This is a genomic window from Duganella sp. GW821-FHT07G03, assembly GCF_059418605.1.
Window position 1 is genome coordinate 103,137 of sequence record NZ_JBWKQE010000002.1, and the last position, 14,861, is coordinate 117,997.

A 14,861-nucleotide genomic window follows, 5' to 3' on the forward strand; every position below is an offset into this window, starting at 1 on the left:
TGCCAGCCTTAACCGCGAATGTATAGGGGAGCACATAAAAACCCCCTGCATTTGTGGCTAAAAAGAACGGTTGCTCGGCTGTATTTTCATAGAGACAACTTACATCAAATCAATTTCACCGGCTTGGTGCGGTATCAAAGAAGTTTCTTGCTTCACGCAGGCAGAATGGCGCCACCAGGCCGGCGTGATAGGCGTCGTTGACGGCCTTGTCGGCCGCCGCCGACGAGCCCGTGCTGGCCAGCACGGAAAGGCGCAGCACCTGCTTGGCGGTGGCGAATTCGGCGCGCGTGGCGCGATACGGGACCAGCAGCGCCGAGTCGTCCACGTCCAGCACCGTCAGCAGGCTGGAGGACATGCCGCGGGCGCTGAAGTAGTCGTTGGTGGAATCGGTATTGGCGAACGGCACCACCGGGTCTTCGTTGCCGCCGCACAGGAACAGCGGCGCGGTCGGAATGTAGGTGCGCAGGTCGTTCCTCAGCAACCACTTGCGCAGCGGCTGGGCCGGCGAGCAGGCCAGCGGCGCGCCCCGGCTGGCGTTGCAGGGGTTGGCCTTGAGGTCGGCCAGGTAGCCGTTGCGGTAGCTGGTCTTCATCAGGTGGTCGGCGCCGAAGAAGGACGCGTAGCCCGACGCCTGCGGCAGCGAATCCTGCGCGAACAGCACGTCGTTCGGCAGCTTGCCGGCCGCGACCAGGTCGCCCAGGCCCTGCGTGCCCGGCAGCAGCGTATCGATGCCGGTGGCGTACCTGGCTTCGTAGATGTCGTCCAGGCTGTTGTAGATGGCGGCGCCGGCGCGCTGGCCGGCGTTGATCAGCATCGGCAGGAAGCCGCTGGAACCCATCGTCGGCGCGCCGCCGTAGATGCCGTCGCCGAACTGCAGCAGCGCATACGGGCCGGACATCGGCGCCGCCGCCGTCACCGTGAATTCGCTGGAATACTTGAGCTGCATCGCGCGCTGGGTGGCCAGCGCCACGAAGCCGCCTTGAGAGTAACCGCTCACCATCAACCGGCTGGAGGGAGTGGCGGCGATGCTGCCGAACACGCTGCGGGCGGCGCGCAAGGCGTCGACCATGTCATTCGATTGCTGGTCGGCGTCCAGGTAGGCGTGGTAGGCCAGCGACGAGCCCGCATAACCGGCGTAGTTCGGCGCCACCACGATGTAGCCCTGGGTGGCGAACATCGCCGCCACCAGCAGCGCCTCGGTGCCGGACAGGTTGGCCATGTCGGTGGTCTTGCGCGGCGACGTGCCGTGCGCGTACAGCATCACCGGACGGGCGCCCTGGCAGGCCGCGTTGCTACCGGACGGCACGATGATGGCGGTGCTGGCGTCGGTGTCGGCCGCCACCGAATCGACGGTGTGGTACTTGAGGGTGTAGGTGGTGATGGCGCAGGTCGGCGTGCCGGTCATGGAACTGCCGAGGGTGACGGAAGCGTCGACCAGTTTCTTCATGACGGCCGGATCGATGGTGTTGGCCATGGCGCCGCCGCCGATGGCGGCCGGCACCAGCGTGGCGCCGCCGATGGGCACGCCGCGCAGCTGGATCGGCGGCTGCGTCACCACGTTGCCGCCGGTGCGGTCGCCGGAGGAACCGCCGCCGCCGCCACAACAGACCAGCAACACGGCCAGGGAAATCAGGGAAAAACGGGCGCCGTTGAACATGATGCATCCTTGGATAAGGTGCAGGGCGCAAGAACGGCCTCTGCTGGTAGGTCAAGGTTGCCGGGCTTTTTTTTCGGCCGGCAACGCTTTAGCTTAGCAGAGATGCAATCCCATCGCACCACCCTGTTGCGATGGCCACACAGCTCAATTGTTCAACAATGACGCGATGATACCGGCCGAGCCGAACACCGAACGGCGCAGGCGGTCGTTCACGCCCAGCCATTGCGCGCCCTGCGGCGGGGTCTCCACCAGGATCAGGTCGGAGCCGCTCTGGTCCATGTCGCGCAGCGCGGCGTACAGGCCGTAGGCGTAGCCGGCCGGATCGGCCGGCAACAGGCATTGCGACTGCAGCTGCGGCAGCGCCGGCAAGGCGTGGCTGATCAGCGCCAGCTTGACGCCGCGCGCCTGCAACTGCGCCAGCGCGGCCGTCAGCTCGGCTTGCGCCAGCATGCTGACCGGGGTGCGCGGCGCGTAGTGCGATTCCAGCGTGCCGGAGGCGCGCGGAGCGGCCTGGTCCGGCGCGGCCGGCAGCGCGCCGATGACGTCGGCGATCTGCTGCGCGCTGATGTGGCCGGGACGCAGCAGCACCGGGCCGTGCGTGGCCAGGCGCGACAGGTCGACGATGGTCGATTCGATGCCGACCTGGCTGGCGCCGCCTTCCAGCACGGTGCTCAGCAGCGCGCCGCTGCAGGCTTCGCCGTCGGTGGCGCCGTCGTCATGCGCGTCCAGGCCGAACTCGTCGCGCACGTGCTGCGCGGTGGTCGGGCTGACGTTGCCGAACTTGTTGGCCGACGGCGCGGCCACGCCGCCCTTGCCGCCCTTGAAGGCGCTCAGCAAGGCGATCGCGACCGGATGCGACGGGCAGCGGATGCCGACCGTGTCCTGGCCGCCGGAGACGGCGTCGGGAATGTGGCTGGCGCGTTTCAAGATCAGGGTCAGCGGTCCCGGCCAGAAGGCGTCGACCAGCTGGCGGGCTTCCGGCGGGATGTCGGTGACCCAGTAGTCGAGCGCGGCGCCGGGGGCGACGTGCACGATCACCGGATGGTCGTTGGGACGGCCCTTGGCCTGGTAGATGCGGGCCACGGCCGCCGGGTTCTCGGCGTCGGCGCCCAGGCCGTAGACGGTCTCGGTGGGGAAGGCCACCAGGCCGCCCTGCTCCAGGATCGCCGCCGCCGCCGCGATGGCGGCGTGATCGGCTACCGTTGCGGCCTGCTGCTTCACGGTGCGATGCCCAGGATCACGCAGGCGGCGAAGAGCTGCTGCTGCGCTTGCGCCAAAGTCGGCGCGATGAAGGTCAGGTGACCCATCTTGCGGGCGCGGCGCGGGTCGTCCTTGCCGTACAGGTGCAGGCAGGCGCCCGGCAGCGCCAGCACCTGGTCCCACGCCGGTTCGCGCGTGGCGTCGCTGTCGTCGGTGAACCAGACGTCGCCCAGGATGTTGAGCATGACGGCTGGTGTATGCTGGCGCACGTCGCCCAGCGGCAAGCGGGCCATCGCGCGCACCTGCTGCGCGAACTGGCTGGTGACGCAGGCGTCCATCGTGTAGTGGCCGCTGTTGTGCGGACGCGGCGCCATCTCGTTGACCACCAGGCTGCCGTCGGTGAGCACGAAGAACTCGATGCACAGCACGCCGACATAACCGAGCTCGGCAACGATGGCTTGCGCCGCCTGCTGCGCGATTTTCGCGCTGGCGTCGGACACGTTCGGACCCGGCACGGTGGTGGTGAACAGGATGCCGTCGCGGTGGACGTTCTCGGCGATCGGATAGACCACCGATTCGCCGTCGGCGCCACGGGCGGTCAGCACCGAGACCTCGTAGGCCAGCGGCAGCATCTTCTCCAGCAGGCAGGTGACGCCGTCCATGCTGTCGAAGGCGGCGCGCACGTCCTCGCGGCTGCGCACGCGCACCTGGCCCTTGCCGTCGTAACCCATGCGCACCGTCTTCAGGATGCCCGGCAGCAGATCGTCGCCGATGGCGGCGATGTCCGCATGCGAGGCGATCACCTTGTGCGGCGCCGGCATCACGCCCGACTTGGGCGCGCAATCGACGAAGAAGCGTTTCTCGGCGATGCGGTCCTGCGCCACCGACACGCCATGCGCGTTCGGCGCGACAAACACTTGCTGCGCCAGGCGCGACAGGCTGTCGGCCGGCACGTTCTCGAATTCGGTGGTCACGGCCAGGCATTGCGCGGCCAGCGCGTCGAGGCCGGCGGCATCGCTGTAGCCGGCTTCAACCAGGCGCTGGGCGACCTGCCCTGCGGGACAATCGGCCGCCGGTTCCAGCACGGCCACCTGATAGCCCATGCTTTGCGCGGCCTGGGCGAACATGCGGCCCAGCTGGCCGCCGCCCATCACACCCAGCCAGGCTGGCGGATTGGCGGCTGGCAAAATTGGTGTAAACAATTTACTCATTTATTCCAGCGGTAAAGTCATGGCCTTGGCGGCTTCGGTTTGCGTGATGCGGAAGGCTTCCAGCTTGTCGGCCAGCGCGTCGTCGTTGGCGGCGATCATGGCGACCGCCGTCAGCGCGGCGTTGGCGGCGCCGGCTTCGCCGATGGCGAAGGTCGACACCGGCACGCCCTTGGGCATCTGCACGATGGACAGCAGCGAATCCTCGCCGCGCAGGTACTTGGACGGCACCGGCACGCCCAGCACCGGCACGATGGTCATCGCGGCCACCATGCCAGGCAGGTGGGCGGCGCCGCCGGCGCCGGCGATGATGGCGCGCAGGCCGCGCGCGCGGGCGCTCTTGGCGTAGGCGTACATCTCGTCCGGCATGCGGTGGGCGGAAATGACTTGCGCTTCAAACGGCACGCCGAACTGCTTGAGGATGGCGACCGCGTTCTGCATCACGTCCCAGTCCGACGACGAACCCATGATGACGCCGACCAATGGCTTGTTCTGATCCATGTTATGCCTTCAGCTTCTGGCCGGTCAGGCGCTCGATGGCTTCGAAGTACTTGGCCTGGGTCTTGTCGATCACGTCGGCAGGCAGGGCCGGCGCCGGTGCGGTTTTGCCCCAGGTCAGGGTTTCCAGGTAGTCGCGCACGAACTGCTTGTCGAACGACGGCGGCGACATGCCTGGCTGGTAGGAATCGGCAGGCCAGAAGCGCGACGAGTCGGCGGTCAGCACTTCGTCCATCAGGTGCATGACGCCGTTGTCGTCCAGGCCGAATTCGAACTTGGTGTCGGCGATGATGATGCCGCGCGTGGCGGCGTAGTCGGCGGCGGCCTTGTACAGGGCGATGCTGACGTCGCGCATCTTGGCGGCCAGTTCGGCGCCGATGCGGCTTTCCATGTCGGCAAAGCTGATGTTCTCGTCGTGCTCGCCCAAGTCGGCCTTGGCGGCCGGGGTGAACAGCGGCTCAGACAGCTTCTCAGCCTGTTGCAGGCCGGCCGGCAGCTTGATGCCGCAGATGCTGCCGGTGTCCTGGTAATCCTTCCAGCCGGAACCGATGATATAGCCGCGCACCACCGCCTCGACCATGATCGGCTTGAGGCGCTTGGCGACCACGGCGCGGCCCTTGACCTGCTCCACTTCGTCGGCGGCGACCACCGATTCCGGCGCCACGCCGGTCAGGTGGTTCGGCACGATGTGGCCGAGTTTCTCGAACCAGAAATCGCTCATCTGGTTCAGGACCATGCCCTTGCCGGGGATAGGCTCGTTCATGACGACGTCGAACGCCGACAGGCGGTCGGTGGTGACGATCAGGATCTTGTCGTCGCCAACCGCGTAGTTGTCGCGGACTTTGCCGTGGCCGAGCAGTGGCAGGGAATGGATGGAGGTCTGGTAAAGGCTGTTCATAGCGGGAGGTGGATAGACTAGCGGTATAGAAAAGCGAAAACCGGCGCAGGGAAAACCTTGCTAGCCGGTCAAGAGAGATGGACCGATTCCCGAGAGAATCAGTCCGTTCCAAAACAGAATTTTACTTCACAATCTGCGACAGCTCGCCGGCCTTGTAGCGCTCGGCCATTTTTTCCAGCGGGATGACCTTGATCTTCGACGCCTGGCCTTCGCAGCCGAAGGCCTGGAAGCGGGCGCGCACGATCAGCTCGGCGGCGGCGCGGGCTGGCTTGAGGAAGTCGCGCGGGTCGAACTTCGACGGGTTCTCGAACAGGAACTTGCGGGTGGCCGCGGTCATCGCCAGACGGATGTCGGTGTCGATGTTGATCTTGCGCACGCCGTGACGGATGCCTTCCTGGATCTCTTCGACCGGCACGCCGTAGGTTTCCTTCATGTCGCCGCCGAATTCGCGGATGATGGCCAGCAGTTCCTGCGGCACCGACGACGAACCGTGCATCACCAGGTGGGTGTTGGGGATGCGGGCGTGGATTTCCTTGATGCGGTCGATGGCCAGGATGTCGCCGGTCGGCTTGCGGGTGAACTTGTAGGCGCCGTGCGAGGTGCCGATGGCGATCGCCAGCGCGTCGCACTGGGTGCGCTGCACGAAGTCGGCGGCCTGGGCCACGTCGGTCAGCAGCTGTTCGCGGGTCATGGTGCCGTCGGCGCCGTGGCCGTCTTCCTTGTCGCCCTTCATGGTTTCCAGCGAACCGAGCACGCCCAGTTCGGCTTCCACGGTGACGCCGATGGCGTGCGAGAACTTGACCACTTCGCGCGACACTTCGACGTTGTAGTCGTAGGAGGCGACCGACTTGCCGTCCGCTTCCAGCGAACCGTCCATCATCACCGAGGTGAAGCCGGAGCGGATCGCGCCCATGCAGACCGCCGGCGACTGGCCGTGGTCCTGGTGCATGACGACCGGGATGTGCGGGTAGGCTTCGACGGCGGCGTCGATCAGGTGGCGCAGGAAGGCTTCGCCTGCATATTTGCGGGCGCCGGCCGAAGCTTGCATGATGACCGGGCTGTTCAGGGCGTCGGCCGCGGCCATGATGGCCTGGACTTGCTCCAGATTGTTGACGTTGAATGCAGGGATGCCATAGCCGTTTTCAGCGGCGTGGTCCAGCAGTTGACGCATGGATACGAGGGACATGGTAATACTCCAAACAATAAAAAAACCTGGTTGCCGGAGCCGGCCAGCCTCGTTGTTCGAGGCTGGCCACCCTCGTTCCGCGAGGGGGCGCTGCCGGACTTACTTGGTAAATTCTCCAACCTTGACGATCTTCAGCGCATTGGTGCCGCCGACCTGGCCCATCGGCTCGCCCCAGGTGACGACGATCATGTCACCCTTCTTGGCGATGCCGTTCTCGACCAGCAGATCCTCGGCCTGTTTCAACACTTCCGCGCTGCCGGCCTTCTGCAGCAGATTGTAGGCCTTCACGTTGCGGTACAGCGCCACCTTGCGCTGGGTCGTCACGCTCGGCGTCAGCGCGAAGATCGGCGTATCGATGTTGTGACGGCTCATCCACAACGCGGTCGAGCCGGACTCGGTCAGCGCCACGATGGCTTTCACCGCCAGATGGTGCGCGGTGAACAGCGCGGCATAGGCGATCGACTGGTCGATCCGGGTGAAGGTCGCATTGAGGAAGTCGGCGTCGAGCTTGTTGTACTCGGACTGCTCGGCTTCCACGCAAATGGCGGCCATCATTTCCACCGTTTCTATCGGATAGCGGCCCGAGGCGGTTTCCGCCGAGGTCATCACCGCATCCGTGCCATCCAGCACCGCGTTGGCCACGTCCGATACTTCGGCGCGGGTCGGCACGGCGTTGAAGATCATCGACTCCATCATCTGGGTCGCGGTGATCGCCAGCTTGTTCGACTCGCGCGCCATGCGGATCATGCGCTTCTGCAGCGCCGGCACCGCCGCGTTGCCCACTTCCACCGCCAAGTCGCCACGCGCCACCATGATGCCGTCGGAGGCGTCGAGGATCTCCTGCAGCACAGGGATCGCTTCGGCGCGCTCGATCTTGGCGATCATCAGCGGCTTGTGGCCGAACGGCTCGCCGGCGATATTGGCCAGCTGGCGCGCCATTTCCATGTCGGTCGCGCTTTTCGGGAACGAGATCGCCAGGTAATCGCACTGGAAACTCATCGCCGTCTTGATGTCTTCCATGTCCTTGGCGGTCAGCGCCGGCGCGGTCAAGCCGCCGCCCTGGCGGTTGATGCCCTTGTTATTGGACAGCTCGCCACCGATTTTCACGGTGGTGTAAATCTCATGGCCGACGATCTTGTCGACCACCAGCACGATCAGGCCGTCGTTCAGCAACAGCTTGTCGTCGGCGCGCAAATCCTGCGGCAGCGCCTTGTAGTCCAGGCCAACGCGATCCTGGTTGCCCAGCTCGCCGTTTTCACCCCATTTTGCGTCCAGGATGAATTTATCGCCGTTCACCAGATCAATCTTACCATTTTCAAACTTGCCGACGCGGATTTTAGGACCCTGCATGTCGGCCATGATCGCCACTTCGCGGCCGCATTCGGCCGCCGCTTCGCGCACCAGGCGCGCGCGGTCGATATGATCCTGGGCCTTGCCATGCGAGAAGTTCAGGCGCACGACATCAACGCCCGCACGTATCATTTTGACCAGGACGTTGAAGTCTGTGGAGGCTGGGCCGATCGTTGCAACAATTTTGGTACCACGGGACATAGTATTCCTTGAGCGTTGGGTCATGCGAACAGTCTCCGCAAAGGCGGCGGAGACCCGGAAAAGCTGCGCTGTTTGTGTTGCTAAGGGCTAAAATTTGTAGCAAAGCTACAAATTTCTCGACCTTAATCAGGCATTAACTGGATTTTACTGTTAATTTGCTACACCGCACGACCGTGCTTTTATACTTACTATTTTTACTGCGCCGCAGCACGCTGCGTCAAAATCTCCACCGCAGGCAGGGTCTTACCTTCCAGGAACTCCAGGAAGGCGCCGCCGCCGGTCGAGATGTAGCCGATCTGCTCGGTGATGTGGTACTTGGCGATGGCCGCCAGCGTGTCGCCGCCGCCGGCGATCGAGAACGCCTTCGAGTTGGCGATGGCCAGCGCCAGCGTCTTGGTGCCTACACCGAACTGGTCGAACTCGAACACGCCGACCGGGCCGTTCCAGACGATGGTGCCGGCGGCGCCGATCTGCGCGGCCAGGATGGCGGCGGTTTTCGGGCCGATGTCCAGGATCATGTCGTCGTCGGCCACGTCAGCCACATCCTTGATGGTGGCGACGGCGCTAGGCGAGAATTCCTTGGCGCAGACGACATCGACCGGGATCGGCACTTGCGCGCCGCGCTGGGCCATGATCTCGATGATGGCCTTGGCTTCTTCGACCAGCTCGTTTTCCACCAGCGACTTGCCGATGTTCAGGCCGACGGCCTTCATGAAGGTGTTGGCGATGCCGCCGCCGACGATCAGGTTGTCGACCTTGTCGGCCAGCGCCTTCAGGATCGACAGCTTGGACGAGACCTTGGAACCGGCGACGATGGCCAGCAGCGGACGGGCCGGGGCGCCCAGCGCCTTGCCCAGCGCGTCCAGCTCGGCGGCCAGCAGCGGGCCGGCGCAGGCGACCGGCGCGAACTTGGCGATGCCGTGCGTCGAGGCTTCCGCGCGGTGCGCGGTGCCGAAAGCGTCGTTGACGTAGATGTCGCACAAAGCGGCCATTTTCTGCGCCAGTTCGTCGCTGTTCTTCTTTTCGCCCTGGTTGACGCGTACGTTTTCCAGCAATACCACTTGGCCGGCTTGCAGGTTTTCCAGGCCGGCGCCGTCGACCCAGTTCTGTTTCAGCTCGACCGGCTGGCCCAGCAGCTCGGCCAGGCGCGCGGCGACCGGCGCCAGGCTGTCTTCCGGCTTGAACTCGCCTTCGGTCGGACGGCCCAGGTGGGACGTGACCATGACCTTGGCGCCGGCGGCCGCGGCAGCCTTGATGGCCGGTACGGACGCGCGGATGCGCGTATCTTCGGTGATATTGCCGCTATCATCCTGCGGCACGTTCAAGTCGGCGCGGATGAAAACGCGCTTGCCTTGCAGCGCGTTCTGGGCGATGAGATCTTGCAGACGGAGGAAGTTCAAAACAGCGGACATGGTTACCCAAAGGTCGAGTTGAAGAAAGAGCGCTATTTTACCGCAAGGATGGCGTGATTTAGCTGTTATTAAAATACATGGATCAGCCGCAAAGCCGTGTAAAAGGCCATGCCGAACACAATTGTCTGCAACATATTGCGTCGCAGCAAATAAAAGATCGTCGCCACGATGCCTGATACCAGTTTGAGATTGCTCAAATCGAGCAGCGGCTGGCTGTTGACCATGATCAGGTCGGGCGCGACGATGGCCGCCAGGGCGCAGGCCGGCGCAAAGCGCAGCATTTCCTGCACCCGCTTGGGGATGGTGATGTGCTGGCCGATCAGCCAGAACGAGCTGCGGGTGGCGGCGGTGGCCAGCGCCAGCACGCCGATGATGATCCAGACTTCCCAATCAGCCATGGGTTTTTCTCCATTTTTCGACACCCTCTTCGATCGCCATCGAGGTCAGCATGCCGACCAGCACGGCCAGCAGCAGGCCCAGCTTGTACGGCAGACCGGCCGCCAGCACCGACACCGCGCCGGCCACCAGCACGCCGCACAGCGCGGGACGGCCGACCATCAGCGGGATCATCACGCAGATGATGGCCAGGGTGCCGGCAAAGCCCAGCCCCCATTCGGCCGGCACGGCGCTGCCGAGGAAGATGCCGGCGATCGAACCGACCTGCCAGGCGCCCCAGTTCGGGTACAGCAGGCCTTTCAGGTAGGACAGCTTGCCCACCTGCGGCGCCTCGCTGGGGTATTTGTGCAGGAACAGCGCCACCGTCATGTCGCCGGCCACGTAGCCGAGCACGAAGCGCTTGCGCCACGGCAGCTGGGCGAAATGCGGCGCCAGCAGGGCCGAGAAGATGACAAAGCGCAGGTTGACCACGACGGCGGTGGCGAAGATGACCCAGATCGGCGAGTGCGAGGCGATCAGCGGCAAGGCCGCCAGCTGGGCCGATCCGGCGAACACCAGCAAGGTCATGCCCAGCGCCTGCGGCACCGTCAGCCCGCTCTTGACCATGGCGATGCCCACCACCAGGCCCCAGGCGCCGATGCCGAACAAGGTGGGAGTGCCGGTCTTGAGACCTTCGCGCCACGAGGGTTCGTGGTGCTCGGCGACGTAGGGCTGGGGAGGGGCGCTGCTCAATTCGGTCATGTGCGTAGTCGTGTGTCATTCCCGCCACATAGCAGGCCGCACCGGGGTTGTAGAGGCGCTATTTTACCGATGATTTTTGCTCAATGCGCGAATCCGTTAAAATCGTGGTTTTCCTCAGCCTTACGGAGCACACGAATATGACCAACGCCCACACGTCCGCCGCCACCAACGCAGTTGAGCTCGAGGGCAAGGACTTGCCGGCCCACTGCCCTAACCCGGCCATGCCGCTGTGGTCGTCCCACCCGCGCGTGTTCCTGGAATTCAACCACGACGGCATCGCCAAGTGCCCGTACTGCGGCACCGCCTATCGCCTGAAGCCGGGCACCGTCGTCGGTCACCACTGATCCCCCAGCCAGCGCGCCCCGGAGCCAGCATGCCCACCAAGCGAGTCAAGCAGTTGAATGGCAGTGCCGCCGAGACCGAATCGGCGTTTTACGACGCGCTCAACCGCGCCGACCTGGACGCGCTGATGGCGCTGTGGGCCGACGACGACGAGATCGTCTGCGTGCATCCGGGCGGGCCGCGCCTGATCGGGCACGCGGCGATCCGCAGCTCGTGGGCCGCGATCCTGGAACACGGCGGCCTGCACATCGTGCCGTCGCAGTTGCACGAAACCCATAATCTGATGAGTTCGGTGCACACGGTGGTCGAGGGCACCGCCGCCGCCGGCGAGGCCGCGCACCTGGTCGCCACCAACGTCTACGTCAAGACGCCGCGCGGCTGGCGCATCGTGCTGCACCATGTGTCGGTGGCGCCGGGACCGGCGCCGGTCGATACCCACAGCCAGATCCTGCATTGATGCCGTGCTGAGTCCGTCATGAAGTACAGCGCCCCATTCTGGCTCCCCTCCGGCCACCTGCAAACCATCTATCCCGCCACCTGCATCGCCAAGCCGGCGGTGCCGTTCCGGCGCGAGCGCTGGGAGACGCCGGACGGCGATTTCGTCGACGTCGATTTCGTCGACGGCCAGCCGGGCCGGCCCTTCGTGGTGCTGTTCCACGGCCTCGAAGGCTCGTCCGACAGCCACTACGCGCGGGCGCTGATGGCCGATGTGGCCGCGCGCGGCTGGTCGGGCGCGGTACCGCACTTCCGCGGCTGCTCCGGCGAGCCCAACCGCGCGCCGCGCTTCTACCACTCGGGCGACGCCGCCGAGATCGACTGGATCGTGCGCCGCCTGCACGGCCGCGGCAGCGGCAAGTTCTACGCCGCCGGCGTCTCGCTGGGCGGCAACGCGCTGCTGCGCTGGCTGGGCGAGTCGCAGCACCAGGCCGATTTTGTCGATGCCGCCTGCGCGGTGTCGGCGCCGCTGGACCTGGCGCAGGGCGGGGTCTCGCTGTCGAGCGGCTTCAACATGATTTACACGCGCATGTTCCTGCAGACGCTCAAGCCCAAGTGCATCGCCAAGCTCAAGCAGTTCCCCGGCCTGTTCGACCTCGACGCGCTGCACGCCGCGCGCGACCTGTACGCCTTCGACAACGTGGTGACGGCGCCGCTGCACGGCTACCGCAACACCGACGATTACTGGGACCGCGCCAGCGCCAAGCACGTGCTGGACGACATCACCGTGCCGACCTTGGTGCTGAACGCGAAGAACGATCCCTTCCTGCCCGGCCGCCACCTGCCGCAACGCGCGGCGCCGAACGTGGTGCTGGACTATCCCGCCGAGGGCGGCCATGTGGGCTTTGCCGTCGGCGGCCTGCCGGGCAAGCTGCACTGGCTGCCGCAGCGCCTGATCCACTTCATGGAAGGCGTGAGCGCCACCCACCCCACGCTGGCGCAACAACATGGATGATATCGTCAAGCAGGCGCTGGCCAAGTGGCCCAACGTGCCCCACTGCTACGGCTGGCTGGGGCTGGACGCGCGCGGCAACTGGCGCATGCGCGACGAGCGCGCCCAGCATCTGAACCTGCCGGGCGACAAACTGCAGCACGCGGCGCTGGTCGCCTTCATCGTGCGCAACTACGCCGCCGACCAGCGCGGCTGCTGGTATTTCCAGAACGGCCCGCAGCGCGTGTACGTGCAGCTGGAGGCCACGCCCTACATCGTCCGCACCGATCCCGCGCAGGGCTGGAGCTTGCACACGGGCGCGGCGCTGGGGGCGGTCGAGGAAGTGGTGCTGACGGAGACCGGGGCGCTGGTCTTGCGCAGCGGCGCCGTGGTGGCGCAGCTGGACGACCGCGATTTCGCCCACGTGCTGCCGCTGCTGAACATGAACGGCGCCGCCGTGGTCGATGAAGACCTGCTGGCGTGGATGGAGGGGACGGTGTCCGGCGCGCTGACGCTGGACGGCGTGGACGTGCGCCGCGTGGCCGCCGCCGAACTGCCGGCGCGCTACGGCTACGTCAGCGTACCTGTCGCCCCTTCGTAAGACTGTCGGCATCCTGACGCATGCGGTCGTAGCGGTTGGCCGGCGTTGCCTCTTCCGCATTGTGGCGCATCTCCGCCTTGAACGCCGGGCGCGCATCGGCCTCGCGTAAATCCTTCTTGCCCTTCTCGCCCAGCTCCTCGCGCCGCCGGGCCTGCAACTCGCGCTCGCGCGCATCGATCACGGCCTGGTCGTAGAAGGACGCATCGGGCGACTTGCGCGCGTAGCTCAGCTGGTCCAGCGCCGACAGCACGCCGCCCTGCAACACATACGATTCCGCCAGCGCGATATGCTGCAAGGCCAGCTTGCCCTGCTTGGAATAGGTCTGCGCCAGCAAGTCGTAGGCATCGGGATCTTCGCGGTACAGCTGCACCTGGTCGCGCAGATAGACGGCCGCTTCCTCCAGCTTGCCCGCCGCGATCAAGGCCTCGCCATATTGATGCGCAATGCCGCGCGACAGCGGGAACTGCACGTGCGCCGCGTCCGCCTCGGCCAGTCCTTTTTCGATCATGGCCTTGTTGTCCGGCTGCGCCAGCTTGATCTCGATCGAGGTGCTGACGAAGATCGAATCCGGCGCCGGCCGCGCGGCCAGGCTGAAGGTGCCGGCGGCGGGCGGCTTGTCGAAGGTCGCGCGCGCCTTGTCGAGCCAGGCCTGGGCTTGCGCGGTGTCGCCTTTTTTCAGCGACAGGAAAGCCATGCCGTACTGGCCGGCGGTGACCTGCTGACGATTTTCCTGCTGCATCTGGCCTTCAAAAAACACCTTGGCCTCGGCCAGGCCGGCCGAGCTCGGGTCCTGCAGCACGCGCGCGCGCGAACGCACCAGGTAGAAGTCCAGGCTGTCCTGGCGCTGCTTGTAGGGCTGCTCGCGGATGCGGGCCTGGATATCGGCGATGCGCTCGGTGGTCAGCGGGTGGCTTTGCAGATAGGCCGGCACCAGGTCGCTGTAGTTGCGGGTCGCGGTCTGCATGCGCTGGAAGAAGGCCACCATGCCCGAGGTGTCGAAGCCGGCCGCGCCCATGATCTGGAAACCGATGCGGTCGGCCTCGCGCTCGGCGTCGCGGCCGAAGTTCAGTTGCCGCTGGATGGCCAGGCCCTGCCCAGCCGAAAACACGCCGATGGCCGCGTCGCCGCCGGCCTTGGAGGCCAGCGCCGCCAGGATCATTGCCGCCAGCGGAATCAAGGCGTCCTGCTTCTGCTGGCCGATCGAGCGGGCGATGTGGCGCTGCGCCACGTGGCCGATCTCGTGGCCCAGCACCGAGGCCAGCTCGGACTCGGACTGCGCCGCCAGCAGCAGCGCCGAGTGCACGGCGATGAAGCCGCCGGGCAGCGCGAAGGCGTTCAGCTGCGGATCGCGCACGGCGAAGAAGTAGTAGTCGAAATTGGCCTCGCCGCGCGCGCCGGGACGGGCGGCGACCAGCGAGTTGCCGAAGGTGTTCAGGTATTCGAGGATGGGGCCGTCGTCGAGGAAATCGCGGTCGCGGCGGATATCGCGCATGATTTCCTCGCCCAGCTTGCGCTCCATCAGCGGCGACAAGTCCTGGCGTTCGGTATCGCCTAGCGCGGGCAGGTTCGGGATTTTGGCGGGCGCCAGAACATCCTGCGCCATGGCCAGGGGCATGGCGACCAGCAGCGCGGCGGCAACTACACGCAGGCGCAGAGAGCGGGGGGAGCGTTTTGTATTCACGATGATATGATACCCGCAACTTGGGCGCACCAGCACGGCGTCCGCCGACGAATTATTTTGTTAC

General features: G+C 65.7%; 15 protein-coding genes. 4 read left to right on the top strand and 11 right to left on the bottom strand.

Annotated features, from left to right (window positions below; all coding sequences use genetic code 11):
• Window positions 1-115: 115 nt before the first annotated feature.
• The 10 genes from AC07OK_RS04300 to AC07OK_RS04345 all read right to left on the bottom strand — a co-directional run bounded on the left by AC07OK_RS04300 (window position 116) and on the right by AC07OK_RS04345 (window position 10,747).
• Window positions 116-1,657: an alpha/beta hydrolase family protein gene (locus AC07OK_RS04300; RefSeq protein ID WP_494689119.1), complete on the bottom strand. Its 1,542-nt coding sequence runs from the start codon at window positions 1,655-1,657 to the stop codon at window positions 116-118.
• A gap of 144 nt (window positions 1,658-1,801) precedes the next feature.
• Window positions 1,802-2,878: an L-threonylcarbamoyladenylate synthase gene (locus tag AC07OK_RS04305; protein ID WP_494689120.1), complete on the bottom strand. Its 1,077-nt coding sequence runs from the start codon at window positions 2,876-2,878 to the stop codon at window positions 1,802-1,804.
• Window positions 2,875-4,068 carry a 5-(carboxyamino)imidazole ribonucleotide synthase gene (locus tag AC07OK_RS04310; protein WP_494689121.1) on the bottom strand — a complete coding sequence of 398 codons (1,194 nt, stop codon included), beginning with the start codon at window positions 4,066-4,068 and terminating at the stop codon, window positions 2,875-2,877. Before AC07OK_RS04310 ends, AC07OK_RS04305 begins: the two co-directional genes overlap by 4 nt.
• Window positions 4,069-4,566 carry a 5-(carboxyamino)imidazole ribonucleotide mutase gene (gene purE / locus AC07OK_RS04315; RefSeq protein WP_445231735.1) on the bottom strand — a complete coding sequence of 166 codons (498 nt, stop codon included), beginning with the start codon at window positions 4,564-4,566 and terminating at the stop codon, window positions 4,069-4,071. It lies immediately after the preceding gene.
• Between the two features lies 1 nt (window position 4,567).
• The gene (locus AC07OK_RS04320) at window positions 4,568-5,461 is read right to left on the bottom strand and encodes a phosphoribosylaminoimidazolesuccinocarboxamide synthase (RefSeq protein WP_494689122.1); all 894 of its coding nucleotides are present in this window, start codon (window positions 5,459-5,461) and stop codon (window positions 4,568-4,570) included.
• Between the two features lie 121 nt (window positions 5,462-5,582).
• Entirely contained in the window at window positions 5,583-6,647 is a 1,065-nt protein-coding gene (gene fba, locus AC07OK_RS04325; RefSeq protein ID WP_494689123.1) for a class II fructose-bisphosphate aldolase, read from the bottom strand.
• 99 nt (window positions 6,648-6,746) lie between these two features.
• Window positions 6,747-8,198 (bottom strand): pyruvate kinase, encoded by a 1,452-nt coding sequence (pyk, locus tag AC07OK_RS04330; RefSeq protein ID WP_494689124.1) that lies wholly within the window; start codon window positions 8,196-8,198, stop codon window positions 6,747-6,749.
• 194 nt (window positions 8,199-8,392) lie between these two features.
• Complete coding sequence (locus tag AC07OK_RS04335) at window positions 8,393-9,610, bottom strand: phosphoglycerate kinase (RefSeq protein WP_494689125.1); 1,218 nt, start codon at window positions 9,608-9,610, stop codon at window positions 8,393-8,395.
• A gap of 68 nt (window positions 9,611-9,678) precedes the next feature.
• On the bottom strand, window positions 9,679-10,008 hold the full coding sequence (locus AC07OK_RS04340) for an AzlD domain-containing protein (protein WP_494689126.1): 330 nt from the start codon (window positions 10,006-10,008) through the stop codon (window positions 9,679-9,681).
• Complete coding sequence (locus AC07OK_RS04345) at window positions 10,001-10,747, bottom strand: AzlC family ABC transporter permease (protein WP_494689127.1); 747 nt, start codon at window positions 10,745-10,747, stop codon at window positions 10,001-10,003. Before AC07OK_RS04345 ends, AC07OK_RS04340 begins: the two co-directional genes overlap by 8 nt.
• A gap of 137 nt (window positions 10,748-10,884) precedes the next feature.
• Between AC07OK_RS04345 and AC07OK_RS04350 the strand changes: the two genes are divergently transcribed.
• From AC07OK_RS04350 to AC07OK_RS04365, 4 genes are read left to right on the top strand one after another with little or no spacing between them, the layout of a single operon-like run.
• Window positions 10,885-11,091: a zinc-finger domain-containing protein gene (locus AC07OK_RS04350; RefSeq protein WP_117014229.1), complete on the top strand. Its 207-nt coding sequence runs from the start codon at window positions 10,885-10,887 to the stop codon at window positions 11,089-11,091.
• A 29-nt stretch (window positions 11,092-11,120) separates the two neighbouring features.
• On the top strand, window positions 11,121-11,546 hold the full coding sequence (locus AC07OK_RS04355; protein WP_494689128.1) for a YybH family protein: 426 nt from the start codon (window positions 11,121-11,123) through the stop codon (window positions 11,544-11,546).
• Between the two features lie 18 nt (window positions 11,547-11,564).
• The gene (locus tag AC07OK_RS04360) at window positions 11,565-12,539 is read left to right on the top strand and encodes a YheT family hydrolase (RefSeq protein WP_494689129.1); all 975 of its coding nucleotides are present in this window, start codon (window positions 11,565-11,567) and stop codon (window positions 12,537-12,539) included.
• Window positions 12,532-13,116, top strand: a complete 585-nt coding sequence (locus tag AC07OK_RS04365) for a DUF2946 family protein (protein WP_494689130.1) — start codon at window positions 12,532-12,534, stop codon at window positions 13,114-13,116. Before AC07OK_RS04360 ends, AC07OK_RS04365 begins: the two co-directional genes overlap by 8 nt.
• Here the strand turns inward: AC07OK_RS04365 and AC07OK_RS04370 are convergent.
• The gene (locus AC07OK_RS04370) at window positions 13,091-14,764 is read right to left on the bottom strand and encodes a beta-barrel assembly-enhancing protease (protein WP_494689378.1); all 1,674 of its coding nucleotides are present in this window, start codon (window positions 14,762-14,764) and stop codon (window positions 13,091-13,093) included. The genes AC07OK_RS04365 and AC07OK_RS04370 overlap by 26 nt on opposite strands.
• Window positions 14,765-14,861 lie beyond the last annotated feature (97 nt).

Coding starts and splice junctions, on each gene's coding strand:
- AC07OK_RS04310 (WP_494689121.1), bottom strand. CDS start 4,068: ATGAGTAAATTGTTTACACCAATTTTGCCAGCCGCCAATCCGCCAGCC.
- AC07OK_RS04340 (WP_494689126.1), bottom strand. CDS start 10,008: ATGGCTGATTGGGAAGTCTGGATCATCATCGGCGTGCTGGCGCTGGCC.
- pyk (WP_494689124.1), bottom strand. CDS start 8,198: ATGTCCCGTGGTACCAAAATTGTTGCAACGATCGGCCCAGCCTCCACA.
- AC07OK_RS04345 (WP_494689127.1), bottom strand. CDS start 10,747: ATGACCGAATTGAGCAGCGCCCCTCCCCAGCCCTACGTCGCCGAGCAC.
- purE (WP_445231735.1), bottom strand. CDS start 4,566: ATGGATCAGAACAAGCCATTGGTCGGCGTCATCATGGGTTCGTCGTCG.
- AC07OK_RS04355 (WP_494689128.1), top strand. CDS start 11,121: ATGCCCACCAAGCGAGTCAAGCAGTTGAATGGCAGTGCCGCCGAGACC.
- AC07OK_RS04350 (WP_117014229.1), top strand. CDS start 10,885: ATGACCAACGCCCACACGTCCGCCGCCACCAACGCAGTTGAGCTCGAG.
- AC07OK_RS04365 (WP_494689130.1), top strand. CDS start 12,532: ATGGATGATATCGTCAAGCAGGCGCTGGCCAAGTGGCCCAACGTGCCC.
- fba (WP_494689123.1), bottom strand. CDS start 6,647: ATGTCCCTCGTATCCATGCGTCAACTGCTGGACCACGCCGCTGAAAAC.
- AC07OK_RS04335 (WP_494689125.1), bottom strand. CDS start 9,610: ATGTCCGCTGTTTTGAACTTCCTCCGTCTGCAAGATCTCATCGCCCAG.
- AC07OK_RS04360 (WP_494689129.1), top strand. CDS start 11,565: ATGAAGTACAGCGCCCCATTCTGGCTCCCCTCCGGCCACCTGCAAACC.
- AC07OK_RS04320 (WP_494689122.1), bottom strand. CDS start 5,461: ATGAACAGCCTTTACCAGACCTCCATCCATTCCCTGCCACTGCTCGGC.
- AC07OK_RS04300 (WP_494689119.1), bottom strand. CDS start 1,657: ATGTTCAACGGCGCCCGTTTTTCCCTGATTTCCCTGGCCGTGTTGCTG.